39 protein-coding genes are annotated in these 22,566 nt (G+C 52.1%); 34 read left to right on the plus strand and 5 right to left on the minus strand.

Annotated features, from left to right (window positions below):
• Positions 1-37: 37 nt before the first annotated feature.
• On the plus strand, positions 38-1,672 hold the full coding sequence (locus BTO32_RS15290; RefSeq protein WP_076725515.1) for a hypothetical protein: 1,635 nt from the start codon (positions 38-40) through the stop codon (positions 1,670-1,672).
• Between the two features lie 30 nt (positions 1,673-1,702).
• Positions 1,703-2,392 carry an outer membrane protein gene (locus BTO32_RS15295; RefSeq protein ID WP_076725588.1) on the plus strand — a complete coding sequence of 230 codons (690 nt, stop codon included), beginning with the start codon at positions 1,703-1,705 and terminating at the stop codon, positions 2,390-2,392.
• A gap of 62 nt (positions 2,393-2,454) precedes the next feature.
• Here BTO32_RS15295 and BTO32_RS15300 read toward each other — a convergent pair whose 3' ends face one another.
• Positions 2,455-3,381, minus strand: a complete 927-nt coding sequence (locus tag BTO32_RS15300) for a nucleotidyl transferase AbiEii/AbiGii toxin family protein (protein ID WP_076725589.1) — start codon at positions 3,379-3,381, stop codon at positions 2,455-2,457.
• Positions 3,371-3,907 (minus strand): type IV toxin-antitoxin system AbiEi family antitoxin, encoded by a 537-nt coding sequence (abiEi, locus tag BTO32_RS15305; RefSeq protein ID WP_076725516.1) that lies wholly within the window; start codon positions 3,905-3,907, stop codon positions 3,371-3,373. The genes BTO32_RS15300 and abiEi overlap by 11 nt, the downstream gene beginning before the upstream one ends.
• 455 nt (positions 3,908-4,362) lie before the next feature.
• Between abiEi and BTO32_RS15310 the strand changes: the two genes are divergently transcribed.
• From BTO32_RS15310 to BTO32_RS15425, 30 genes are all read left to right on the plus strand, one after another.
• Positions 4,363-4,995: a site-specific integrase gene (locus tag BTO32_RS15310; RefSeq protein WP_245820360.1), complete on the plus strand. Its 633-nt coding sequence runs from the start codon at positions 4,363-4,365 to the stop codon at positions 4,993-4,995.
• A gap of 21 nt (positions 4,996-5,016) precedes the next feature.
• Positions 5,017-5,310: a nucleotidyltransferase family protein gene (locus BTO32_RS15315; RefSeq protein ID WP_076725518.1), complete on the plus strand. Its 294-nt coding sequence runs from the start codon at positions 5,017-5,019 to the stop codon at positions 5,308-5,310.
• Entirely contained in the window at positions 5,307-5,690 is a 384-nt protein-coding gene (locus BTO32_RS15320) for a HepT-like ribonuclease domain-containing protein (RefSeq protein ID WP_076725519.1), read from the plus strand. The genes BTO32_RS15315 and BTO32_RS15320 overlap by 4 nt, the downstream gene beginning before the upstream one ends.
• A gap of 31 nt (positions 5,691-5,721) precedes the next feature.
• Positions 5,722-6,156: a hypothetical protein gene (locus BTO32_RS15325; RefSeq protein WP_139339096.1), complete on the plus strand. Its 435-nt coding sequence runs from the start codon at positions 5,722-5,724 to the stop codon at positions 6,154-6,156.
• A gap of 30 nt (positions 6,157-6,186) precedes the next feature.
• Positions 6,187-6,447, plus strand: a complete 261-nt coding sequence (locus tag BTO32_RS15330; RefSeq protein ID WP_076725521.1) for a hypothetical protein — start codon at positions 6,187-6,189, stop codon at positions 6,445-6,447.
• Between the two features lie 54 nt (positions 6,448-6,501).
• Positions 6,502-6,810 (plus strand): hypothetical protein, encoded by a 309-nt coding sequence (locus tag BTO32_RS15335; RefSeq protein WP_076725522.1) that lies wholly within the window; start codon positions 6,502-6,504, stop codon positions 6,808-6,810.
• A gap of 34 nt (positions 6,811-6,844) precedes the next feature.
• Positions 6,845-7,177 carry a hypothetical protein gene (locus BTO32_RS17795; RefSeq protein ID WP_139339097.1) on the plus strand — a complete coding sequence of 111 codons (333 nt, stop codon included), beginning with the start codon at positions 6,845-6,847 and terminating at the stop codon, positions 7,175-7,177.
• Between the two features lie 18 nt (positions 7,178-7,195).
• Positions 7,196-7,396 carry a hypothetical protein gene (locus tag BTO32_RS17800; RefSeq protein ID WP_139339098.1) on the plus strand — a complete coding sequence of 67 codons (201 nt, stop codon included), beginning with the start codon at positions 7,196-7,198 and terminating at the stop codon, positions 7,394-7,396.
• A gap of 24 nt (positions 7,397-7,420) precedes the next feature.
• Positions 7,421-7,711 (plus strand): hypothetical protein, encoded by a 291-nt coding sequence (locus tag BTO32_RS15340; protein ID WP_076725523.1) that lies wholly within the window; start codon positions 7,421-7,423, stop codon positions 7,709-7,711.
• A 29-nt stretch (positions 7,712-7,740) separates the two neighbouring features.
• Positions 7,741-8,052 (plus strand): hypothetical protein, encoded by a 312-nt coding sequence (locus BTO32_RS15345; protein ID WP_076725524.1) that lies wholly within the window; start codon positions 7,741-7,743, stop codon positions 8,050-8,052.
• Positions 8,053-8,076: 24 nt separating this feature from the next.
• On the plus strand, positions 8,077-8,331 hold the full coding sequence (locus tag BTO32_RS15350; RefSeq protein ID WP_076725525.1) for a hypothetical protein: 255 nt from the start codon (positions 8,077-8,079) through the stop codon (positions 8,329-8,331).
• A gap of 10 nt (positions 8,332-8,341) precedes the next feature.
• Positions 8,342-8,926, plus strand: a complete 585-nt coding sequence (locus tag BTO32_RS15355; RefSeq protein ID WP_076725526.1) for a tyrosine-type recombinase/integrase — start codon at positions 8,342-8,344, stop codon at positions 8,924-8,926.
• Between the two features lie 270 nt (positions 8,927-9,196).
• The gene (locus BTO32_RS17935) at positions 9,197-9,337 is read left to right on the plus strand and encodes a hypothetical protein (RefSeq protein WP_175618676.1); all 141 of its coding nucleotides are present in this window, start codon (positions 9,197-9,199) and stop codon (positions 9,335-9,337) included.
• Positions 9,338-9,593: 256 nt separating this feature from the next.
• Positions 9,594-9,815, plus strand: a complete 222-nt coding sequence (locus BTO32_RS15360) for a hypothetical protein (RefSeq protein WP_076725527.1) — start codon at positions 9,594-9,596, stop codon at positions 9,813-9,815.
• A gap of 17 nt (positions 9,816-9,832) precedes the next feature.
• A complete protein-coding gene (locus tag BTO32_RS15365) occupies positions 9,833-10,084 on the plus strand; it encodes a hypothetical protein (RefSeq protein ID WP_139339099.1) in 252 nt (83 codons plus the stop codon).
• A gap of 86 nt (positions 10,085-10,170) precedes the next feature.
• Positions 10,171-10,362 carry a hypothetical protein gene (locus BTO32_RS15370; RefSeq protein ID WP_076725529.1) on the plus strand — a complete coding sequence of 64 codons (192 nt, stop codon included), beginning with the start codon at positions 10,171-10,173 and terminating at the stop codon, positions 10,360-10,362.
• Between the two features lie 11 nt (positions 10,363-10,373).
• On the plus strand, positions 10,374-10,634 hold the full coding sequence (locus BTO32_RS15375; RefSeq protein WP_139339100.1) for a hypothetical protein: 261 nt from the start codon (positions 10,374-10,376) through the stop codon (positions 10,632-10,634).
• Positions 10,635-10,761: 127 nt separating this feature from the next.
• Positions 10,762-11,505: a hypothetical protein gene (locus tag BTO32_RS15380; protein WP_139339101.1), complete on the plus strand. Its 744-nt coding sequence runs from the start codon at positions 10,762-10,764 to the stop codon at positions 11,503-11,505.
• A gap of 122 nt (positions 11,506-11,627) precedes the next feature.
• Positions 11,628-11,966: a hypothetical protein gene (locus BTO32_RS17805; RefSeq protein ID WP_139339102.1), complete on the plus strand. Its 339-nt coding sequence runs from the start codon at positions 11,628-11,630 to the stop codon at positions 11,964-11,966.
• Positions 11,963-12,244: a hypothetical protein gene (locus BTO32_RS17810; RefSeq protein WP_175618677.1), complete on the plus strand. Its 282-nt coding sequence runs from the start codon at positions 11,963-11,965 to the stop codon at positions 12,242-12,244. Before BTO32_RS17805 ends, BTO32_RS17810 begins: the two co-directional genes overlap by 4 nt.
• A 66-nt stretch (positions 12,245-12,310) precedes the next feature.
• On the plus strand, positions 12,311-12,532 hold the full coding sequence (locus BTO32_RS17815) for a hypothetical protein (protein ID WP_139339104.1): 222 nt from the start codon (positions 12,311-12,313) through the stop codon (positions 12,530-12,532).
• Positions 12,533-12,761: 229 nt separating this feature from the next.
• On the plus strand, positions 12,762-13,193 hold the full coding sequence (locus tag BTO32_RS15385; RefSeq protein WP_076725532.1) for a hypothetical protein: 432 nt from the start codon (positions 12,762-12,764) through the stop codon (positions 13,191-13,193).
• Between the two features lie 454 nt (positions 13,194-13,647).
• Positions 13,648-13,854 carry a hypothetical protein gene (locus BTO32_RS15390; protein WP_076725533.1) on the plus strand — a complete coding sequence of 69 codons (207 nt, stop codon included), beginning with the start codon at positions 13,648-13,650 and terminating at the stop codon, positions 13,852-13,854.
• Positions 13,855-14,196: 342 nt separating this feature from the next.
• The gene (locus BTO32_RS15395; RefSeq protein WP_076725534.1) at positions 14,197-14,388 is read left to right on the plus strand and encodes a hypothetical protein; all 192 of its coding nucleotides are present in this window, start codon (positions 14,197-14,199) and stop codon (positions 14,386-14,388) included.
• A gap of 416 nt (positions 14,389-14,804) precedes the next feature.
• Positions 14,805-15,032, plus strand: a complete 228-nt coding sequence (locus BTO32_RS15400; protein ID WP_076725535.1) for a hypothetical protein — start codon at positions 14,805-14,807, stop codon at positions 15,030-15,032.
• Positions 15,033-15,586: 554 nt separating this feature from the next.
• Positions 15,587-16,072 (plus strand): hypothetical protein, encoded by a 486-nt coding sequence (locus tag BTO32_RS15405; protein ID WP_076725536.1) that lies wholly within the window; start codon positions 15,587-15,589, stop codon positions 16,070-16,072.
• A gap of 65 nt (positions 16,073-16,137) precedes the next feature.
• Positions 16,138-16,530: a hypothetical protein gene (locus tag BTO32_RS15410; RefSeq protein WP_139339105.1), complete on the plus strand. Its 393-nt coding sequence runs from the start codon at positions 16,138-16,140 to the stop codon at positions 16,528-16,530.
• Positions 16,531-16,547: 17 nt separating this feature from the next.
• Positions 16,548-16,760 (plus strand): hypothetical protein, encoded by a 213-nt coding sequence (locus BTO32_RS15415; RefSeq protein WP_076725538.1) that lies wholly within the window; start codon positions 16,548-16,550, stop codon positions 16,758-16,760.
• Positions 16,761-16,773: 13 nt separating this feature from the next.
• Positions 16,774-17,118 (plus strand): hypothetical protein, encoded by a 345-nt coding sequence (locus BTO32_RS15420; protein WP_076725539.1) that lies wholly within the window; start codon positions 16,774-16,776, stop codon positions 17,116-17,118.
• 27 nt (positions 17,119-17,145) lie between these two features.
• The gene (locus tag BTO32_RS15425; RefSeq protein WP_076725540.1) at positions 17,146-17,481 is read left to right on the plus strand and encodes a hypothetical protein; all 336 of its coding nucleotides are present in this window, start codon (positions 17,146-17,148) and stop codon (positions 17,479-17,481) included.
• Between the two features lie 278 nt (positions 17,482-17,759).
• Here the strand turns inward: BTO32_RS15425 and BTO32_RS15435 are convergent, their stop codons facing one another.
• From BTO32_RS15435 to topA, 3 genes are all read right to left on the minus strand, one after another.
• Positions 17,760-18,308 carry a GNAT family N-acetyltransferase gene (locus BTO32_RS15435; protein ID WP_076725542.1) on the minus strand — a complete coding sequence of 183 codons (549 nt, stop codon included), beginning with the start codon at positions 18,306-18,308 and terminating at the stop codon, positions 17,760-17,762.
• Entirely contained in the window at positions 18,271-18,591 is a 321-nt protein-coding gene (locus BTO32_RS15440; RefSeq protein WP_076725544.1) for a type II toxin-antitoxin system TacA family antitoxin, read from the minus strand. The genes BTO32_RS15435 and BTO32_RS15440 overlap by 38 nt, the downstream gene beginning before the upstream one ends.
• Before the next feature lie 357 nt (positions 18,592-18,948).
• A complete protein-coding gene (topA, locus tag BTO32_RS15445; protein WP_076725546.1) occupies positions 18,949-21,153 on the minus strand; it encodes a type I DNA topoisomerase in 2,205 nt (734 codons plus the stop codon).
• Positions 21,154-21,259: 106 nt separating this feature from the next.
• Between topA and BTO32_RS15450 the strand changes: the two genes are divergently transcribed.
• Both BTO32_RS15450 and BTO32_RS15455 read left to right on the plus strand, forming a co-directional pair.
• Positions 21,260-22,129 carry a hypothetical protein gene (locus BTO32_RS15450; RefSeq protein WP_076725549.1) on the plus strand — a complete coding sequence of 290 codons (870 nt, stop codon included), beginning with the start codon at positions 21,260-21,262 and terminating at the stop codon, positions 22,127-22,129.
• The gene (locus BTO32_RS15455) at positions 22,116-22,559 is read left to right on the plus strand and encodes a TcpQ domain-containing protein (RefSeq protein ID WP_076725550.1); all 444 of its coding nucleotides are present in this window, start codon (positions 22,116-22,118) and stop codon (positions 22,557-22,559) included. The genes BTO32_RS15450 and BTO32_RS15455 overlap by 14 nt, the downstream gene beginning before the upstream one ends.
• Positions 22,560-22,566 lie beyond the last annotated feature (7 nt).

The following is a 22,566-nucleotide window of genomic DNA, read 5'->3' on the forward strand; positions in this document are numbered from 1 at the left end:
TGGCATCTCTAAACTGAAAAACAACCGGAGGACTTTGATGGGTGTGAAACGGGTGGCCATGATTATGGCCATGTTTGCCATCCTTGTCGGGTGTGGCAGTGGTGATAGCAAGGAGCCGGATCTTGGTTCTTCGACGGAAGCGCCTGTGCCGGAACCCGTGCCGGAACCACGGTTATTCAGCAATGGTCAACTGGCTGTCGAACCCACACTGGGAAGTGAAATCCCGGTTGGGACTTACCAGTACACCTCGATCAACCCTGATGGTGGCGATGAAACCATTGGCATTGCGCTGGTTAGCGATTCCGGCCGGATGGCTTTGGCCCTCACCAATCGCTTATCGTTCGCCCGGATTGCACTGGATGAGTCCAATCGGTTCGAGTCCCCGCTGGAAGATACGGACACGGCAATTGCCGAGAGTGGACTGACAATCAGCGGGCGCCGCGATAATGGTGTCCCGGAAGGCCAGAATCCTCGTATTTCCGGCACGTTTGTGAACAACGATTCACAGACAATCAGCCGCAATTATAAACTCGATCTGCAGGAGCCGGATTCCGATATTTTGGATCTGGATACGCTGGCAGGCACATTCTCAGGAACCGACAAAACCGGAATTGGAACGGTCTTCAGCATCGGCTCTGATGGCAGCCTGATCGGCTCTGGGACTGCGGGATGCGATTACGCCGGACAGATTCGGATTCCGGACGCCGGCCGGGATGTGTTTGAGGCATCCTTCGTAGCCAGCAATTGTGGGCCGACCGACTCCATTCCTGGCGCCTCCCGTGATGGGGCTTACTTCGCGCTGGGACGGCTGAACAATGCGACGAGAAGCATCACCCTGTTTGCCACCAACGGAAGCGTAGCGCTGAGGTTCACTGGCAACAGTACCGCCAGCGAGGATCAGGTTGTTGATGAAGAGGTTCCGCCTTATACGGCTGATGATTTCGATGTGGAGCCGACAATCGCAGCCAAGCTGGAATCGGGGGTGTATAGCTACGAGGACGTTCCCCTTGATACTGCTCCGGCCGTACTTGAAAGCGGTTTGCTGTTCGTCAGTGACACGGGCCGACTGGCGTTGGTTACGAACACCCGCCTGGCGGTTGCCCGGATTCGGGTCAACGATGTGGATACGTTTACGGATGATCTGATTCAGAGCCGGAATCCAGAAAGCACAGAGTCGCCCTCGGAAGCGGCCACGATTTTTGGCACGCCAAATAACAATGGTTCGAGCAGCAACTTCACGATTGCCGGTTCTTTGTTGAATGCCGAGGAAAAACTGGAAAACCGGTACCGTGCGGAACGTGATACAACCAACGATGCGACCTACAACAGCTCGCCTTTGACCGTTGCCGGGATCGCGGGCACCTACAGCGGCACCCGGAACCCTGGCGCAATCACCACGACGATTACCATCTCCACGACCGGCGAGGTTACCGGCTCGGACACCACAGGCTGCGCCTTCGTCGGGAACACAAACATCAATGATGGCAGAACCGGCATTGTGGAAATGCGGTTGACCGTCAGTAACTGCTCCGCCAGCACGATAAAGACCGGTGCTGAACGGAACGGAACCTATAACGGTGTTGGCGATGTCGTGCCTGGACTTCCGTCCACCTTGCGATTGGTGCTGGGCTCAACAACGAATGTTGAGTACCTGGAGTTGACTGAACAGTAATCACGAAGCAAACGAAACGAGGTGCAGATCATGCTGAAAAAGGGAGCAATCACCACATCCATCATTATCGCTGGAGCATTGGCGTCCTCGAACGCCGTGGCAGCTGAACCGGTCTTTTATACCGGACTGAATGCTGGCTGGAATGCAACAGAGTTTGAAGCCATGTACGAGGGAACAATCGGCGGAAACGGCGTCGTGACCAAGGAGACGGTCAGTGGTTCTGGTGCGGCATACAGTGGCGTAGTGGGTGTGAAATTCCCTATATCCACGGGCTACCTGGGCATGGAAGTGAACATCTCAGATAGCGGGGCAGAGTACGAGGCATCCGAGCATGTCAACGGCACCAAAACGCTTGATCAGACCATTTCGAGCGATCTGAGCTATGGCGTTTCCGGTATCCTTGCGTTCAATCTGAATGCACACAGCCAGCTCTATGGCATCGTGGGCTACCAACTGACCGATGTCGAGTCCAAGATTGCCTCTCGTGACCTGGGCACAGGCCAGGTAACAACCGATTCCAACAGCGACACCTTTGGCGGGGTACGTGTTGGCATTGGCCTGGAAACTGCCATTACCAGTAGCGTCAGTGCACGCCTGGAGTGGAAGCATACCCTGTATGACAGTGAAGAATTTGAGGTGGCCACGGCAGATGGCACTCTCGATGCGGAGCTTGAAGGGAACAGCAACCTGATCACGCTCGGCTTCATTGGTCACTTCTGATCGCGTAAACCCGATTGCACAATGCCAGGGGTGCGTTCGCGCCCCTGGCGTTCAGACACGAATCACATTCGGAATGCGGGTTCCTGGGAATCGCCCGGGAACAGATGGTCTTCCACCTCCGTTAATAGATCTGTGACTCTGCTCACCAGGTACGAATGGAACTTTGGCTGCGCCAACGTGCGCTGGTGGACATTGGCAGGCAAGAATCTCCCCATTTCGTCATGAAACGGTTTGCCGGCGATGATCTCTGGCAGCCGTGAAATCATGGCATCGAGTTTGCCCGGGTAGTCGTCAATCCGATAATCCATGATCTTGCGCTCGACCAGATCCGCATCTAGCTCGCAACCTCGTTGATTGGACAGCCAGGCCAGATCCCAAATATCCCGGTTGCGTACATAGCGCTCGGTCGCCGGAAGGGAGATCAGCTTATCCGCCATAATCTCGCTAGGGGTCTCAACCATAATCAACAGATCTTCGTAGCCATCGGGCAGGAAGTCGTAGTTGCGCATCAGCGGCCGTGCAGTTTTTGTGTGAGCGGGGATGTTGGCGACTTCGAGCTTGATCTTTTGCGAGGGCAGGTCAGGACGACCCGGGGCAGTCACGATCTTGATTTGCCATTTGTCGATCTTGAGCTCTGCATACTCCAGTTCTTTCCTGAGTGATGACGGCTCCTTAACGCTTACCTCTAAGCCGTATCGAGCGGAGAGATAGTCTTCCACGCACTGCTTCATCTCCGTCAGTTGGCGAGCAGAGAAATCGGCGCCGCCGGCAAAATCCAAATCCTCGCTGAATCGATTTGCGCCGTAGCACAGCCGAAGGGACGTGCCTCCCTGAAACACCAGGTCGTCCAGCAAGCCCTCCCGATCCAGTGCATACAGCAGGTCGTAGTGGATCAACTCTTTCTCAATTACGGGACGCATGTGTTGGAGCGAGTCGTCCTGCATGGCGCGATCAACCAGTGCGTTGAAATCAGCGGTGTCAATCTTCATGAGCGGCATCTTCCATCATTAAGTGAGTGTTGCGGCCAACGCGCTTGAGATCGCGGATGGCGGCAAGTTTGGTGGCCACCCGCAAGGGGCGGCCCCGGTCTTTCATCGAATTGAGGATCTCCGGCACCGGCCGTTTGGTATGGGTGAACTCAATGACGCCATACGGGGTTTGATACGTGCCTTTGCGACCGGTTGTCATAACCGTGAGGTGACCGACGGGGATCTGGGAAATAACCCCATATTCGGACAGCGCGGACTCCAGGCTCACGTAGTTGTACTCTCCGCGACGCAGGGTCTTAGCGATCAATTCAAGGGTATCCTGGCCCTTGTTCCTGGACAGAGCGTACAGGTAGACACCCTTGGTCGGGCGCTCCAGGATACCTCCGTCAACCAACCGCTTCAGCGTGGCGTCACGGCTTCTGGCAGTGTCTTCCGGAAAAACCTTCGCCATATCCCGGGCGGCAAACACATAGCGTCCGGCTTGGTCGAACATTGCCAGACGCTTGATGGCTTCGCTTTGTTTCATGCGCGCTCCAAGAAGTCGTTAATGGCATCAAAACGTGGTGTTGCTGTCCACATAATAAAGCGTGGGTATCAAAAAGTACATAGTTAAGTGTGGTTACTGTCCACTAGATAGGATGGGTACAAGCGGAGGCGAGAGAAGGAAGCAGAGCTGTGGGGTCGTAATTAAGTCGGTAACAACATAATAACGTTGGTAACTTACTAATAGAGTTGGTAACTCTTCCCGCTAGGCTTATCCGCACGCGCAACATAGCTACCCACCCCCAAGATTCCCATGAGTTGAGTGCCGGCATGCTCTGCCTGCTCAATCCCTTGTAAAGCACTCGCTCGAAATGTCACAAATCATCGTATAGCTTGTGTTCCACACAGAGGGTGGGAGTGCTATTGTGTGTCACATATTCGGTTATAACCTGATTTGAGCGAACAATGCCCATAGAGAGATTGTTTAACGAGAGCGATGTGCAGCGCCTCATCGACATGAATACAGCGCCACCTTTCGGCAAGCGCAATGCCGCATTGATAATGGGGGCACTGTACTGGGGATTGACGCCCTCGGAGGCCAGCTTGCTACGGCTGGAAGATGTAATGGACCAGTCTGGTGAATTTTTCCGGATCTGGACCCTACCAGCCAGCACTGCCTACAACGGCGAAGCCAGAGAACTGCATACTGAAGATCACGTATTGCCCTTTTTTGAGCGCTATATGAACTGGAGGTTGGGTGAGGAACTATGCTTGAGCAATCAGGCCTGGTACCGGGGATCAGACCCCAAAAGCGCCTTCTTCCTGAATGATCGTGGTGAGCCTTACAAGCTCTCGCCGCGCAAGAAGGGATCGACTGATTATCAACCAAGGGCAATGTCCGCCAAGCTAAAATCATTTATAGAGAAAGCGGGGATTGAGGGCGCAACTGTCGCCACATACCGTGATTCGTGGATTAAAGCCATGTACGACGCAGGCTGCCACCACAAAGACCTAATGAGGGTGTCTGGCATAAAACAGAAAGAGACCATCGACCGGAAGACGCGCCCGGCGGTCCAAGATTTGGAAAAGGTGTTCCGGGCGGTTTTCAGCCGCGTTCGCGTGACAGAATAGTGTGGTGAGGGAGAAAGGAGCATGGGCAAAGCAACTGAAATCTACAACCTGCACAAAGCCGAAATAAAAGCGATTGCCAGTCGTTATCCAGTGGCAAACATTCGGGTGTTCGGATCAGTTGTTCATGGGGATGATAACGACGCCAGCGATATTGATTTGCTGGTAGACGCGCTGCCAGAAGCCACCCTTTTCGACCTTGGTGGGCTCCAGGATGAGCTGGAAACCCTGCTAGGCGTGAAGGTCGACCTTCTGACTCCCGGTGACCTCCCAGGGCGATTCAGAGACACTGTGATCAGCGAGGCCAGGCCAGTATGAAAGAGCTAAGGACCGAAGATTACCTTGAGCACATAGTGGATTCCTCCGGGGATATTTTGAGCTTCACCAATGGATTCACCCTGGAGGCATTCAAGGCCGATCTGCGGACCCAGAAAGCCGTTGTAATGAGCATCATCGAGATTGGCGAAGCGGCTACGAAGATCGCGGCAAGTGATCCGGATTTTGTTGCCCAGAATGATGGCTTGCCCTGGTCGCAAATGCGGGGCATGAGGAACAGGATTGCTCACGGTTACTTCGATATCGACCTGGATATCGTCTGGCAGACCGTGGTCAGCGCAATACCTGCGCTGAACCAGCAGGCCGAAGACCTACTTAACGAATTGCGCGAGGGGTCGGAGCCTGGCCCTTCACCAAACTAATTGAATGGAATCCGTACCTAGAGGAATTGACGTGACAACCGCAACTAAAAAAGAACTCTTCCCGAGATTAAATAGTTACATGAAACCCATCCGTATTAGCAGACAGATATTGTGGCTGGGCCTATTCGGGTATTTGATGCTAATCCCCATTCTCGCTGAGCATAATGTCCTGCCACCCTTCTCGTTAACCTCACCCATTTGGCTGGCGGTGATTTTGAGCGTTACGGGTGACCTCGTAGCGTTGGTTTGGATTGGCAGCAACGGCGTGTATGGCGTGTTGCATGGTCCGCAGCGGGAATACAGGAATGCTTTGCAGCAGCTACCGAAAGCCGATCTTCTTAAAATGGCTGAACACTACCCGGAACTTTCTGAGTCCGAGCGTAGAAACCTCTGTCAAGTTCTTAACCAGAAGCACCCTGGGTGGACCGAGAAGGTTTCCGCAGACACACGGCTAGGTTTGTCCTGACGACGGGAAATGGGAAAACGGAGAAGTTCTATGTCTCGTGACTTCAAAATCATTCTGCTTCTGGCCGTAGCCCCTCTCCTTGCGTTCTGGGGGTGGCAGATTGGTTTCATTGGATCTCAGCTGGCACTTGGGGGGGCACCTGACCAGTTCGCGCTCCTTCCTGGCCACTGGGGATGGCACTTGGCCAGCCTGGTTTTGGTGGCGATAAAGTTCGTGGTCGCTATAGCGCTTCAGCCGCTTATCTGGGTGCAGGAATTTCTCAACAATGACGCCGGCAAACACCGAAACTGAATTATTGGAAACCGGCAGAACGCCAATAGACTGGTTGAGGTAAGGGAGAGCGACGTGAAAGACCCTTCGGTTATTTCCTTTCGAGCTGAGTGTGAGAAGGACTGGCTGGACCTCCAGAATGAATTGGATGCAGCCAGTATTAATTACACTGTGGCGGCTCAGGACGCAGATATGGGGGAGCCAGAAATTGAATTAGTGCTTGGCGATGGTTTCGGTATCGAGGACGTGTTTATTGCAATGACGAAGGTTCTTGATGGACACGTTATGTGCGATACGGTTCGCCCAATCCCACTGAGCGAAAACTCACTGATTCGCCGGTACAACTATAAGGAAATGCCCGACAACTGGATGGATGATGAGTAAGGCGACTAATTGGAATCCGATTAAGGAGAAATAAATGATTTCAAACCCGAAAACATCAGCCGATTTTGACAAGGAAATCGAGGCAACCCTCAGACGGGATGTAGACTCTGTGGTTATCGGTGGTGCTTTGCAGCGTCCCGCCAGCGCCTCGTTGATTGAAGACACCGGACATACCGTTCATATCGAAAGCGTTCGGATCACGCTCCCGCTGCTGAAGATTCAGCCTGTGCGAAACAGCTCGCCAGCTCGATACGAATACTACCGCAAATTGATTACCAGTCACCCCGGTTCGCAGTTACCGCGTTCAAAGGTCATCCGGCGTAGAAATTTCGGACACCTGGTCGCAATCAACATGCCGCCTGCTTAGTGATGGGAAATCGAAATCATGAACGATGAGATAACGCTGAACGGGCTTCAGGTAACCCATTTGAACGATGTCACTCAAGGGATGGTCGAGACCTCCCCGAAAATCTGCGGCAACTGGCGAAAATCATGGGTTATGCAACTTCGCCGCAAACCGGGCAGCTTTACATTACCCCGCGGTTTCCGCCTCAAGAAATCAAAGCCGAAGACTGAATACAGGTAATGGCAAATCGGGGGTTCCGGGGAAATGGTGGATTTACTCTTTTTTGTGATGACAGGGCTTATTAAGGCCATGGGTACTATTTTCTTCATGGCCCTGCCTTGGGTTGCGTGGCGCAAGGGATCTGGAATCCGCGTTCTCGCGTTGACGGTGATCGCTATTAGCGTTGCGGCTTTGCTCTGGTGGCCTTTCGCCTCTGGCGCGGAAGGGTTTGCGCAGATGTTCAGGCAAATGTGGTGGCTGTCTGTGATCTTCCTCGTTTGTGCCCCTCTGGGAGTGCTGGCGCACTATAGACGCGAAAAGCAGACGATCAACTAAGTTGGAATTCGATTAACGGAGCTTGATACATGAGTGAAATGAGAACGATCATCGGAAGCCTGCAACAGTCTGGCCTGATAGTCCAAGGGCTGACTCTGGATCAGATTGAAGAGCTGCTGAGCAACGATCAGCGGCCAGCCAAAGAGCAGTTCATTGCATTGATGGCTCAAGGTCGCGCCTATGGAATTTATTTATACCAGGACCAGGCTGGATTTGATCGTGATGAGTTCGCCCGGAAGCTGGGGGAAATTGGGTTCGGGAAAGATGAAGCAAAGGCAGTGATCGCGAACTTGCGACCAACGCCAACACCAGAGCTGTCTGCTCTGGGCGACCGTGACTGACATTGGAATGCGGAGGAAATCGCGGTGATTAAGCCAGACGATAGTGGAGTATCGATAATTTGTGGAAGCCTGCTGTTTATAGCAGCTCTTGCTTGGGTTCGGATAGATGATGCCGCCCCCTTATGGTTCCTGTTACTGCTGGCATGCGGTGGAACCTTTTTGGTCACCTATCCCCTTTTTACCCGGAACCTTATCGTAAAGGGTCTGATCGAACAGGGCGAAGATCCACAAGCGGTAAAGCAGCGCTGGAAGATCAACCTCGGTTTTATTCAGATCTAACCAACTTTTGATGGGAAACCGCGTAAACGAGGCGGCGCACCTGAAGGTGTCCGATGTGTTCTACCGCGATGGCGGGCTGAAAGAGGTATTTATAATACGAGGGGCCACGACTAAGACTGATCAGTACCGTCCCGGCTTTATCCTCGCAAAGCAGCACAGGGAGGCTCTTATAGCGTGGCGGGATCAAAGAGTGGCAGAGGGTGGATTCACTTCGTCGGATGGCTCCTATGGTGGTCTCGATCCCGATTCCGACCTTATCCTTGGTCGCAGAGGTAAGACCTGGAGGAGGCTAGCTTTCAACGATAAAAAGTACAAGACCAGTCGTGGAGAGGTAGTGAGCACCAAAGTCTGTGGCTCGCTTGAAAATCTCGTGAGAGAGCTGCTTAAAGGCGCTGGATTGAACTACGGTTCGAGCCATTCAGGTCGAAGGACTCTCGCCACCTGGCTTGATCGCAAAGGATATGACCTTGAGCTCATCCAATTGATATTGGGCCACCGGAATCCTGACATGACACTGGAGTACATCGACCCAGATCTACCGAGAATCAAGGCAGCGTTTCAGAACATTTGGGCTGGTGTTAAGCCTTCTGCATGACGGTTTCACAAAATATAACTGCTTACGACTAGACATATATGTCTAGTATGATAGAGTGAGGGCAACTAGACATATATGACTGGTCGAAAGATGACAGCTTTTCATCAGATTGCACGCGAGAAAGGCTGGACGCTCGTTGAAATAGGACAGCGATGGGGAGTAAGCGAACGGCAGATGAGCCGAGTTGCAAACAACCCAAGTCAGAAAGATCTCGATGCAGTGCGGGGGCTTCCCGCAAAGAACACATAGGAAAACGGTTGGAGAGTGGATATGAACGAAGACTTGCAGGCAACAACAGAAGATCTCATGGAGCGTGTTGAACAGATGAAGGCAAAGGAGAAGCGCTTTTTTGCCGGTCTTCTCGTTGCCATACCGTTTGGTGTGATTCTCTATCTCGTGTTGATGGCTTAACTGGAAACCGGGAGTTTCTGTCATGGCAAACTGCCCTATCAACGAGCAAACAGCGGACGGCTCTGTAGTCGGACGGTGTTATTTCCATCTCGCTGATGGCCACACGTGCCCTCGGCACGGGGATGTCTCTCCGGAGATCGATAAATTCGAGCGGGAAGGAAAGCTGACCCTAGAAAATAATCTCCGCAAGCGGCGTGGTGAGCCATTGCTGGGAATCAATGAGTGATGGGAAATCGAATCATTAAGGAAAATACAAATGGCGATTGATGATCTTGTTGCAGGGGCAGCCGATAAAGTTGAGATCATTGAGCACTCTACTGAGGCAGTAAAAGCGTTTACAAGGGATCTTGATACACACGGCAACACAAAGGTGGAGCTGACCCCCGTTCACCTTGAGGCACTTCAGCAAGGTAAGTGCATCGCGATTTACGATGGTGAATTTTCGACGTTCATAACCGCGCACATTTCAGAAAACTAAGATTGGAAACCGATTTTATGACCAACGAGCAGTTTCTATTGATGATGCTGGCCTTCGTCGCTCTCACTGGAGTGGTGCTGGCGATACATACCGCCAGACGGCTCGAAAAAACCAAGCGCTGTCTGCTTCAAATGAAGCACGACATCAAAAGTCATGCGATGGAAAAGAGAAAATCCCCTGAGCCGAAGGATTTGGTAGTTAGTGTAAATAAAGCGCTTGTGGCTGCTGGGCATAGCAGGCCTGACGCAACCGAAGGCTCCGCAACATGACAATGGGAATTCGGTCAGGGTTGCGGATTTTCCAACCCGTGAGAAGCTGGAAAGCACGTTGAAACAGATGAATGGAGAGATTGTAGATGGCCGATAAAGCACTGATCGAACAGCTCTGGGAAAGCGATGCAGCTTCAGCTTTGACGAATCAGGCGGCACGCGAAATTGAAAAGCTGGAAGCCCAGCTGCAACAGGCTATCAATGAACGTAATGAGGCCTGGTGCCAGCTTGAAGAAGCCGGAATCAAAATCCGTCCGTACGATGACAGCGCGGCATAGTTGGAAAACGCATGACCAAACAGAATGAAAGCTGCAATGATTCCAGACCCAATCCAGTGAAGGCCGTTGCAGAAATGGAGACCAGTGATTCGGTCTGGAAAGATCGAGCCACTGCGTTCATGGAGACACTCGTTCAGATCGACGACATTTCGTGGGCCGGGATGGCCAGGCAGACAGATAACAAGGATGCCTTGGACTTTGCTCGGCTCGGCCGCGATGGTCGCCGCAAACAGTTTGAGGCTGCTGCGAAGGCTAAGGCCAACCGGAAATAGGATGGGAAAATGTGACGCGGCGGTGTCAGACAAGATCATTAGCCACGTTGCTCAAACCAAAGACCGTAGCCAATTATTGCGAGAGGATAAGTCAGGATGCAGGAAAGACTCAAGCCAGAGGTAAATGATGAGCGATAAGTCGAATCCGAGAGAAGAGCTTCAGAACACCCTTGCGGACCTCCAAAGTTCCATTGGAGCAGAGCTTGCCGAACTCCAATCGGGCAATTTGCCGGCAGATCCTTACTCGGATTTCTATGACCAACAAGGAAAGGCGCTCTCTTCAGCTTCAGCACTGTACTCGCCACTTGCAGCTCACGACATTCAAGTGCTACTTGCAGTGGCCAAACATCGTAAACGTGAGCGCGGGGACAAGCAGGGTTATTCGCCTATACCAGATGTCGCAGAGACTGTTGGATTCTCAACCAAAGTGGTAGGAAAGGCGCTCAAGCGCTTCGAGGCAGAACAGCTTGTCATCCTCTCTTCCTGTCGGAACTGGGTAAAGCTGATCGACTCAGGTCTCAAGGTTGTCGATGACGTGATGCAACCCTGGCGAGAGGTGATCGAATTGCGTCAACAGGTATCAAAGCTCACATCAGTTCTTGAGGCGTTCCATATTGATGTCGATGCAGCGTGCGAAATGGTCAACACGCCCGAACACTTCTGGCTCCAAAGAGCCGGTTTGTATGGCGCAGCGTTGATGCAGTCCTTCGGAAAGCTCACCCCGGATATGCACAATGAGGATAGCTCTCCGCTAATGCATAAATGGCTTTGGGAACTACCAGGTTATACCTCGCCAGAAACAGGGGCAGCCGAGCGGCATCAGCACGATGTAAACGAAAGGCGACTTCAGCCTTTGATCAAATCAGACTGATATGGGAAAACGGGAGGGAAGGTATGCATGACGACAAAAGGTAGCGCTGATTCTATGAGGAACGCCCATGATCCCAATAAACCGTATTTTCCTTACTCAGATTGAGAGCGGAGATGAGTGGTATGCCACATAGCGAAGAACTACAAAGCAACATAGATGAGGTACTTCAAAATCAGGACTTTAAAACGGGAGCAGCGGAAGCTTTCGAACGGCTAGGACTCTCCAGTCTGGAGGATGTTCTTGGGCATGGGTTCCCATCGAATGCCGTATTTCTGGAGCATTCTCTTCAATTGGTAGGAGTGCTAGTTAAAGGGTTTGTCAATGGAGACAGTCGAATCGACTCGTTTCTCCATGATGCAATTAACGCTACGAACAGCGATTCGATGATTGCCCATTCACGGAGTTACCTAAAAATGCTGGTGCTACCAACTAAAAAGAAAGGAGAAGACCATGGAATTTGATATCAACTATTGAGTTTCAAGCGAACGACCAACACGAAAAAGATCGGGCAGAACGCATCAATCGTGAGGTTGGACGAATACTGATGCAGGTTGCTGATCGCACTAACGGCTATCTGGTTTGGTGCGACAAACCTCAATACGACAAACCTAGCGAATCCTGCGTTTTTAAACCCACACTTCTGATTCCTTTTGGTTACGCGAAATCAGTAGCAGGAAGGGATTACAAGCGATGGAAAGAACATCTTAACGGTTTGCTCGAAGCTGCATCTGAAGACTAATGGGAATCCGCCAGACAAATATTTGGCTTTGGGCGTAAGGTACAGCATTTAAATAAGGACCAACCGATGGCTCTAAAAAAAAAGTGGTATGTCAGGTTTATCCCTGGTGGTACCCGTGAATCCACTAAGGTCGTCACCAGTGAGCGCAGCCCAATGATTCGCTCTTTCGCACTTGACAATATTTCAGGCATAGAACAGAGCGGCTGGAGAGGATGGGTTGAAGACGAGGCTGGCCATCGAATTTATGAAACGGCTGCTGAAAAACGATCCAAAGACAAATTTGCTTGATTGGAAACCGAGAGGTCGAACGATGCATCACTCTTTGAAGAGTTCAATCCAGGGCGGCACGACCTGGCGACACAAGAAAACAGGCAAAGAAGTTTTTGTCCTGGAGACTCCCGACTCGAAATATGCTCGGGTTACGTTACGCCACGGTAGTGGCCGTGAGACTCGAAAAGAGCAGCACTACTTTCTTTACGAATACGAGCCAACGTAATGGGACTCCGGGGGATCGACAATGTTTTTAACAGATCGTGTTTCTGACCTCGAAAATCAGGTGCAGCTCTCCTGTGAATATCCCGGCCAGACACTGATGGTCGCTCTAGCGATCATACTAAACTACGACAACATGCAGAGCGCTCAGGACAAAGGCGCCGAATATTCGAACGCACTTGAGTGCAACATGGTGCCTGGCGCTGGTGATGCAGTCTGCATCGCACTTCATGAATTGGAAAAAGGTGTCAGCAAGGATTTAGACGCGAATCAGATGATCGCACAGTTGCATGCGCGCTGGAGCGAGTACGCTGGTCATCAGAAAAGCTACAAAGATCGTGTTGAATCGGGGATAAAGAAGGCAATGCCATTCGAGGCGGAGTTCAGATCGCGATGGGATCTGTGGAAGTCTCGCTCCCAGTTGGGTATGAGCGCGGCTGGCAAAGTCTTCAGCTAAACAATGGAGATATCGAAGATGGCCGATAAAGCACTGATCGAACGATGGGGCTGGATCTGGCACGATCGGAAGACGGTTCAAATGGGCTCCACAGCGCAACTCTGCCCACGGCGTTAGGGTTGCTGAAATTACGCTCAAGAAAGCCTTTGCGGGGCTCAGAATCGGTGAGACAGCCGCATTCGGGACTCTTTTGCTGAGTTAGGTGCCACATAGGCGAGGCCCGGAGCCAGAGCATTAATGAAATCAGTGCCAATCGGGTGTCACTCACTCACGCACGCTCAGGAACAACTTGTGAGAACAGCATAGCTATGTATATCTGCTTTTTTGAAGGTGAATCAATGGGGCGGCGGTTTGACGATCCTGCCGAGATGGGGGCTGCGGTCGCTGAATTTCTGCACTCGAATCCGGGTAAGCACGTAAAAACTGAACTTTACATCTGATTGGAATTCGGATTATGGACAAATTGAACGAAATCGCGCTTGCCCACTATGGCAAATTACTGGTCTTCGGTGGCGGCCTGGTGATGATGCCCTCTCTTTTCGAGCTGCAAAATGGATCACCAGTCGCACCTGAACCCTGGATCGGCATGATCTGGCTGACGGGTTGTACCATTTGCGGAACCGGCATCGTCTTCTGGAAGAAGTCTGTTTCTGGTTATTAACAGCATTGGAATTCGAACTGATGCGCGTTAACCAAGCTACCAAAAAACTGCTGATCGCCTTATTGCTTGTTATCACTGGCATTGCAGTCGCATTGTATGGTGGCTGGAGGATGGATAAAGCAGTAATGGCAACACGCCACTTACCAACAGTTGGGATCGGCCTTTGTATTGTGACGGCCGGGACAGTTGCGTTTTTTCGGTCACTTAGTGGCCAAGGGAAAAACTAACAAAGAATTGGAATTCGGCAAACTTCGAGCATCACGACAACACCTAACATGGGAAATCGACAATGAAATCCCGAAAGAACAGGCAATGGCCTGACAAACGTAATGGGAATTCGGTATGGCCGAACTAAGCAATGATGAAGCTGCCTTTCTAAAGGGTGTGTTGTTTGCTCTGTCGCAAATAGATCCTCGCTCTACTGAATACCGTGCAATTGTGCTTCAGGCCGGAGGGTTCGACTTACTGCGATCAGTCGCTGAAGAATACGATAGCGAGCACCTGGAGCGTGCCATCGAGGATGAACGGAAATAGCTGGAGGCCGATATGACAGTTAGATCTGACACGAACACACCGCCACCACATCCTCTGTTTTTCGTGGGAATGCTGGCAATCCCGTTGAGTTTTATCTGGGGACCGATATTGATCCTGGCACCCTGCTGTTTGGGATGGTGGGCGCTCAAAATTGAAAAACCGAGACTGCTATCACGTCATGAAGCTGAGGTTGAGGGAGAGAGTATTGACCTGGGGAAGCACAAATATCCGTTGTCTGACTGTTCAATGACAAAGCCACGATTCTTCCCGTTCCAATATGGACTGCCTCAAGTGAGGCAGTTGGCAACCCTACAGCACATGGACAGCGGGACAACCCAGCAGTTCTGGATCATCACCAGACCATTTGGACGAACCACACTGCACCCAATCACTGAAGATTAAGATGGGAATCCGCTATGGAGGAAAAGATGCAAGAAAAGCAGGTTACCAATCCCGGATCTTTGGTGGTTGCGAAAGCACTATCTCTTATATCTGTTGTGGTCGCCTGCTTGTCAGGGCTTCACCAAATATTTGAGTGGACCTTTTTCGATGCTGAGATTGTGGACCAGGTGTTCGGGGCCAGCCTTGTCCTAATGCTGATTGCCATGGCATTTAATGGTCATGCATATCACCAGGATGATTAACAAACATTGGAAACCGGAAACCCGAGATTATGAGCAGGACGATTGATTTGAAACACATGCAGCGGCGTCAGCTTAACGATGTGGCTCAAGGGCCTGTTGAGACCTCACCGAATGTTTGTGGCAACTGGCGAAAATCTTACGTGATGCGTTTGAGACGTATGCCTGGCAAGTCGAGATTGCCTCGCGGTTTTCGAAACCCTGTTTCAAGACCAACAGCCGAATTCGTCTAAGCAGAGACGATAACGGGCAACGCGGACGGTTGGTTCCTGACGATTTCTCGTGGCCATCGCCCCCCGATAGCTCGTGGCAGTGGGTTGTCTGTGTTTACCCCGATGGCCTGTGTGATGTCGACCTTGTTCATCCGGTCAGTCGCAGATTTTGGTCAGAGGATAATGGTTTTATCGATCTACCCGACCTGGACCATTGGTGGTTCGAGAATATGGGCTTCACGATCATGAGAATGAGTCCGGCGATGAAAGTGCGTGAGGACCAGTCTAACCCCCATCTATCATCGGTGAAGTAGCGAGAACATGGGAAAACGGGGAGGCTTAATAATGGATCAACTAAAGAATCAGGGTAACGATCAACAGATATACCGCGTAGTCACTTGGTGGCTTATTGGTCTTGCATGTTTTGGCTTTGGTGGCGGAGTGGTAGCACCTTTGACCACCGAAGACCTGATGCTCGATATCGGTTACGGAATCCTAGTGGCGAGGATAGTGCATGGTTTTATCCTGGGAACAATCCTCGGCGTTTCGATCTCGGCCCTATTGCTTGGGTTTAGCGCCCTCTGGGTTAGCGTTAAGCGCTACAACCCCGGCGCCGCCTCTTTCGGTGCAATGCTTATTGGGGGTGCCTTGATGCTTGGATTTGAGCGGCTTTTAGAGCCCGCACCAAACACTGTCGCTGATGCGTTTGAACAGATGGGCCATGATATTGCTGCACTGCCAGTTCACACATTAGCGCTGGTACTCGCTGCCCTTGCCGTTGAGGGCCTGGCCTTCGCATGGCATAGGTACCGGCATCACGAACAGCAATAGTCCGCGCTCATCACAGAGCAGCCTAATATTGGGAATCGGGGCGTGGACAGACGATGGGTGAATCAATGACTTCGATTACTGGAACAATCAACCCGGATCTTTACGCTGCTTGGCGACCGGGGCTGAGAGTTGTGGCACTTCTTGTTCTGGCTGGCGCTGGGCTGGTCATCGTTTCGGGGACGGGGAGCTTTGTGTTGCTGGTGATGCCTTGGCAGGCCCGACAGTCGGTGGAAAATCGCATCGAAATTACGATTCGAAGCAACGAGCTCGAAGCCATTGGGCGCGGTCGTAATTCTGAGGTTTCGCAGCGTCAGTGCGCGAGTAACGACAAGCTGTTCAGCAGTGATTTAAATCTGGTTGAAAATCCTCTTCACTTGAGAGAAGAGGTGGAAACATTGCTGTATTCGCTGGAGCTTCGATTCAAGCCTTTGGCTGAGCCATCGACCAACCATTACTGAATATTGGAAACCGGTTTATGTTGGAAAGAATTACTAAACGTGGTCTCTGGATCATCATCGCAGTTCTTTTGGCCGCGCAGGCTCTGGATCTGCTCGCTTCAGGTATGAATTATTTCGTGGGTGATAGCGAGGCCAGTTTTATTCCGTTGCTGTTATCCCCGCTGGCTCTGGCAGCGTCGTGTGTCTGGATGGTAGCTGCGCTTCGCCGGAAAGAACCGTTCATCAAATGATTGGAAATCGACTATGAAACCTTCTTGCGAGTTATCAGGCGAACAAATCGCCTCCCGATTGGTAGGGCTGATGCGAAGCAGCAACGACTCCAGTCCGTTCATGGAGCGCTATGCCGACTGTTTAGAGAAAGCGGCAGAGCTGGATGATCTTTCGTTTGTGCGAATGGGTCGGGAAGCAGAAGCTTTTGAAGAAGGTTTCAGGCATTTCGTTGCAGGGTTCCCTGGTGCACCGGCAGTGACCGTTCCGGAGGGCGAGCTTTTCGATATGGGTGTCTTCCTGGCGCGTGTCAATCGGGAGCTGCGAAAAGCACTTTTGAAGGGCTGGGCCGCTGCGATCAGGGCGAAGGCTCATCAGTAACAACATGGGAATCCGACCGAGGTAACTATGACAGATAAATTCCGCGGAGATTTAGAGAATGACGATTCCGGAGAGATTGAGCAACTGCGCTCCCAGGCAGCCGAGCTTGAAAATAAGTCAACTACCGCCCGCGCCCGCATGTTCTGGGCTTTGAATGTCGCTCTCCTTTCACTGATCGGCCAAGGTCTGACCGGCAACTGGGAAACGCTTGCAGCGAGCACTGTATTGCTATTCCTGATGGGAATTGGCACTGACTATTACACTGAGAAACGACTCTGGAGCTTTTCTTTCTTTAGGGATTCGGTGAATTGCTTGGTGAGTGGCTGGAAGGCCCGACTGCGCCCAAAGTCAGCCACTGAGTGATGGGAATCCGACTTTTATGTCTAATCCGAGAGTTCTAGCGATAGGTTTTGCGATTCTCGGCCTCCTACTGGCTTACGCCGGATACAGCGGGGCGAGCGAGCATTACGGAAATTTTGAAGCCCTCTTGTTGGCGTGCCCTGGCCTGGGGATGACCTTGGCAGGCATTGGTGTCTACGTCATCAAGGCAGGCGGGTAGATTTTTACGACCCCACAAGAGCGGGTCCAAGGGTAGAGAGACAACATCTTTGGCATCTTCCCGGCCCTAAAGAGCGGTTAAATCATTCTGCGGCCTCTTGATCGCTTTCGGCGCGCTCAACCAGATCGACGACCTCGATGCACTGGGCCATGGGCAACCAAAGAGTGAGGGAGTCGTTACTGTCAGCGTCGAGCGGAACAAACCCCATCTTTTCGTAGAAACGTTTTGCGTTGTCGTTCTTTGCGTCAACAACACATCCCACACCTCCTACCGACAGGGAAGCAGCTACAATCTGACAGAGCGCACTTATGACAAGGAACTTGCCAACACCTTGCCCCTGGACCGACAAAGACACGCCAAGCCTTGCCAGCCTGATTGCTGGCGGACACTCCCCCAGGCGCTTACCGATCGAATGGCCTTGCGGAAACTCCATGCTGCAGGGGACTAGGGTGTAGAACCCCAAAATCTCGGAGGGATTGTTCTCGCGATCAACAAGGACATAGGTGCGGGCGGTCAATCTTTGATGCTTTTGCCGGGCGACGCTGGTAAGAAATGTATTCAAAGCGGGATCGCCGCAATCGAACTTGCGGCGATTATGGCGTTTTTCTAGTTCTTGAATCTCCAAATCCATTAGCAAAACTCCGATATTGAAGCGCGGCCGCTCGAAGCGAAGGGCTCAATGGCTGAGGATTGTCCAGCATGTCCAACATGCGGTTGGCCGCCTCTTGGCTTACTACCACTTGCGCCGCCCGCTTTTCCACCTTGCGCGCCTCTTTGGTCGCAGCATACAGCAGAAACTGGTTGACACTTCGCCCTGACAGCTCTGCAGCTCGCGCAATAAGTTTATGGGAATCCTCGTCGGGCCTGACAACCAGGCGAGGGTCTTTTGCTGTTTTTACTGATGTAGTTTTCATAATCTCCTGCGGGTCTGGATCGAACAGGGTAGAAATCCAGGCACCCTCCTAACTTGAGAAACATTGGATGGCCAGAGTTTTCCGGAGTACCGGCGCTGACCTCATCTTGATTCTTCTATCGGACATCCGGATTGCAGCATTCCCTATCCGTGGTGCCATTCTGGCACCTGGCTATGGGCGTGTCAATTTTGGTGCCAAACTGGCACCAAAGCTATCAGGCAGAGGAGATTCGACATCCTGATGGTGCGCGACCGAACGGAGCGCACCCATGCCCAGCCTGCCTCGCAGGCGGGGCATCGAGAGCATTGCTCCCATCACGCCGGCGCAACGCGCAGGCGCCTAAAAGCACCGCGCTCGTTAGCTTGCACGCTTGCGAGCGGTCCTCTTCGGCGAAGGAGGGGCAGGCTTGCCATCAAGGTCATCGAGAAACTTCGAACCACACTTCGGCGAACGCGCCTCATGCACCCATAGTGGCTGCCCCGTCTTGCGGTTTTTCACCAGCTTGACGGTGCCACCACAACCTTCGCATTTAGCAGTCACTTTCGGCTCGGGCATTCCGGGGGAGCCATCATTGTCGGGGAAAAAAGTAATGCCACAGCTCGTCGCATGTTCGCGATTTTTGTGAGCCCAGTACGGGCCTTTGTCTTTGGAGCGGGAGTAACGACGTACCAGTAGCTCGTTGCAGTTGGGGCAGGGCGAAGTCACTTCCGGTGGCGGAAGAACGGGCGCATCCTTGTCATCGTTCAGGTACTGTACACAACCGTCGGCATCATGCGGGTCGCGATGCACCCAATAGGCGGAGGGTGACTTTGAGCCTTTGCCCTTTGATGCACGAAACTTCTGTATCACGGGCTTTTGACAACCTGGGCATCGACCTGTGAGCGCAAGTGATTCGGCAACAAGGCGGTTCTCAATGTCGTCCAGCAACTGATCCTGAACCGGTTTGACAAGATTCATATACGACATCTTTCCTTGGGAAATCTTGTCAAGCGAGGCTTCGATGGCGCGCGTATAGGTATAGGATAAAAAGCTGAACTCGCGCAGTGCGTCCACAATGTAATACCCGTGTTTCCCTGGAACAAAATTAGGAGACTTGGCGCGACTTTCAGCGAGCGGCTGGATGTAGCCCCGGCCTTTGATGTTCTCCATGATGGTGGCGTATGTGGAAGGCCGGCCAATACCTTTCGCCTCCATCGCTTTTATCAAGGATTGCTCGTTGTATCTGGGGGGTGGCTCGGTAGTTTTTTGCGACTCGGTTACTGACCCATCGAATATCGCTCCTTTGTCCAATTTCGGTAGCGGGTTGTCTTTGGTCGATGGCTTTTCCAGCGTTGCATACGCCCGCCAGCCTTCTTCCTGAACGACTTTGCCTTTTGTGTGGTATTGAGGATGGCGCGGTTTGCTCTCTACATCCGGGATGGTGCGCTCGGAGACGAACACATACTCGGTGACGGAATCCACGCCATTAGGCATGACAGAGAGCATAGCCCTTTCCCGTATCAGCCGATAAAGCGACTTCTCTGCGTCGGTTTGGCCCAGCGCTTCCTGCTCAATATGAGTGGGGCGAATCGCCTCATGGGCTTCTTGGGCATCCGACTTACCTTTGAAGGTCGCCACTTTGTCCGCTACCGGCAGTTGGTTCTGCCGGAGGTATGCCTGAATCTTTTGAATGCCTTCTTCGGACAGGTTTGGGGAATCGGTTCGATGGTATGTAATGGCGCCTTGTTCAAACAGAGATTGCGCCAGGGACATGACCTCTTTGGCAGAAAAACCGAAAATCTTGCCCGCGGCATTTTGAAGCTCGACGGTCGTGAACGGAGGTTTTGGTTTAACCGCTGATGGTTTGACCTCAGCTTTGACGAGTTTCACTTTTTGAGGGCCAAGGAAAGGCTTTGCATCGGAGGCCAGCCACAGGCGTTCTCCCTCTTTGAGAAACGGTCTTTGGTCAAGGGTTGCGGTGAATTGCGGGTGTCCGGCGAGCCTAAGATTGCACACGAAGTAATCACGCGGCGTAAAGTTTTTAATCTCACGCTCGCGATCGACAACGAATCGAACGGCTACGGATTGCACCCGCCCGGCACTAAGATTGACGTTTGCTTTTTGAGATAGCGCCGGGGATACCTGATAACCAATCAGGCGATCAAGCACCCGGCGAGCCTCTTGGGCTGCGACCAGATGCAGATTAATTCTCCCTGGATTGGCAAGAGCTTTTTTGATTGCCGGGGCTGTAATTTCGTGATAACTCACCCGCTTTACGGTATCCGGAAGATTCAGCGTTTTCTGCAAATGCCATGCAATAGCCTCTCCCTCACGATCCGGGTCCGTAGCAAGTACCACTTCATCCGATTGCTTGGCAAGACGCTTGAGGTTCGTCACAACATCCTGTTTGCCTGGCGAAATCTCATACGACGGCCGCAAGGTCACCAGGTCAACGCCAAGCTCCTTGACCGGAAGATCCCGCATATGGCCAACACTGGCCGCCACCCGATACGACGGGCCGAGAATTTCCTGAATTTTCTTTGCTTTTGCAGGTGATTCAACGATTACCAAAGTCTGACCCATATCAGCAACCTCCGAATAAACGCGGTTCCCCAAAACAGCACAGGGGCTAGTGTAGAATGACCCAAACCATTGGGGTCAGTTTAACTGAGCAAAGTGAGCTTCATGTATGAAAGCGGTAAAACGACTGGGATTAATCAGTGCATCAGCGGCATCGCTCATGATGGCAATCGCGCCCACTCATGCAGCGCTCGAAATCAAGAAGAGCAAAGGGCCGGACCCGGCAAAGCAAGAGGCGGTCTTCGACACGTCCGAGTTTTCGACCTGGGTCGATAACACCTACAAAAGCGTCGTCACTTATGGGGTAGTCCCCAACCTGCAAAAAAGCCCTACCTATGGGGATGTGATGCCCCTTTCGGATGCGCTGAAAATCCTTGCTCCGGATAACTGGAAAGTATTTCGAGCTCGGGATCTGGATCTGGAAGGCAAATCGGTAGTCAGCTGGGATCTAAAAGAGGCAACCTGGGTCGATGCGTTGGCGAATCTGGGTGAGCGGCATGGCTTCCAGTTTCACATTGATTTCAACCGGAAAGAGATTTTCGTTAAGAACGGCCGGAAGCTGATCTTCGATCGCCCGGTTCAGCTGGGTATTGAGGAAACCTATCCATCTGCAACCGCCGGGCGTGTGTTCGACAAGGATGTGAATCTTGCCGAGGTTGATAATCGCGAAATCGTATCCGCCAAGAGTTTTGTTGACCTCAATGATGACAACCCGGATGAGAGCGTTTTCACCCTGAAAAAAGGGGAAAGCGCCCGAAAAGTTATGGAAGACCTGGCTCTGATTTTTGGATATGAGGACTTCTATTGGTTGATCGACGATCAGGAAGTTGACCAGACCCGCACATTTGTTGGTGATGCCACCCAAATTATGGGTCAGGTTGTCACTCAGTTCTATGGCCGCCTGTGCTTGTACGAAGTGGACAAAGTGGCCGCTGTTTTCCCGAAGAATATGGAGTGTCCCACTGATGAGCAAAAGTAAGCGCTTTATGGCAATTGCCGTTGGCTTGATGGCGTGTGTTCCGGGAACCGGTATTCATGCGGATTCACTGGATAAGCCGGCGGTGGAGAAGATCGAGGCCCCGTTTCCAGTTGAGTTCACCAGTGCCGGGAACCTGTTTGAAGAAGCACCTATGGCGCGGTTCGATGAGCCGATGAGGTACGAAATCAAAAAGGGCGAAAAGCTCCGTGAAGCCATGACTCGCTGGACGAAGAAAGCGGGATACGAACTGGTCTGGCAGCCCGGCCCCGAGGACGGGGATATCGTGTTCGCAGCCAGCATGAGTTTCACGGACAGCTTTGAGAAGGCAGCAGATGCATTCTTCGAAATTGTCCGCACACAGACCAAGTTCGATGGAAAACTCCACAGTAATAAGGTGTTGCGCGTCTTCGTTGCGAATGCCAAGAAATAGTAGGTGG

The sequence above is a fragment of the Marinobacter lutaoensis genome (genome assembly GCF_001981305.1).
In the GTDB taxonomy this organism is placed as follows: domain Bacteria; phylum Pseudomonadota; class Gammaproteobacteria; order Pseudomonadales; family Oleiphilaceae; genus Marinobacter; species Marinobacter lutaoensis.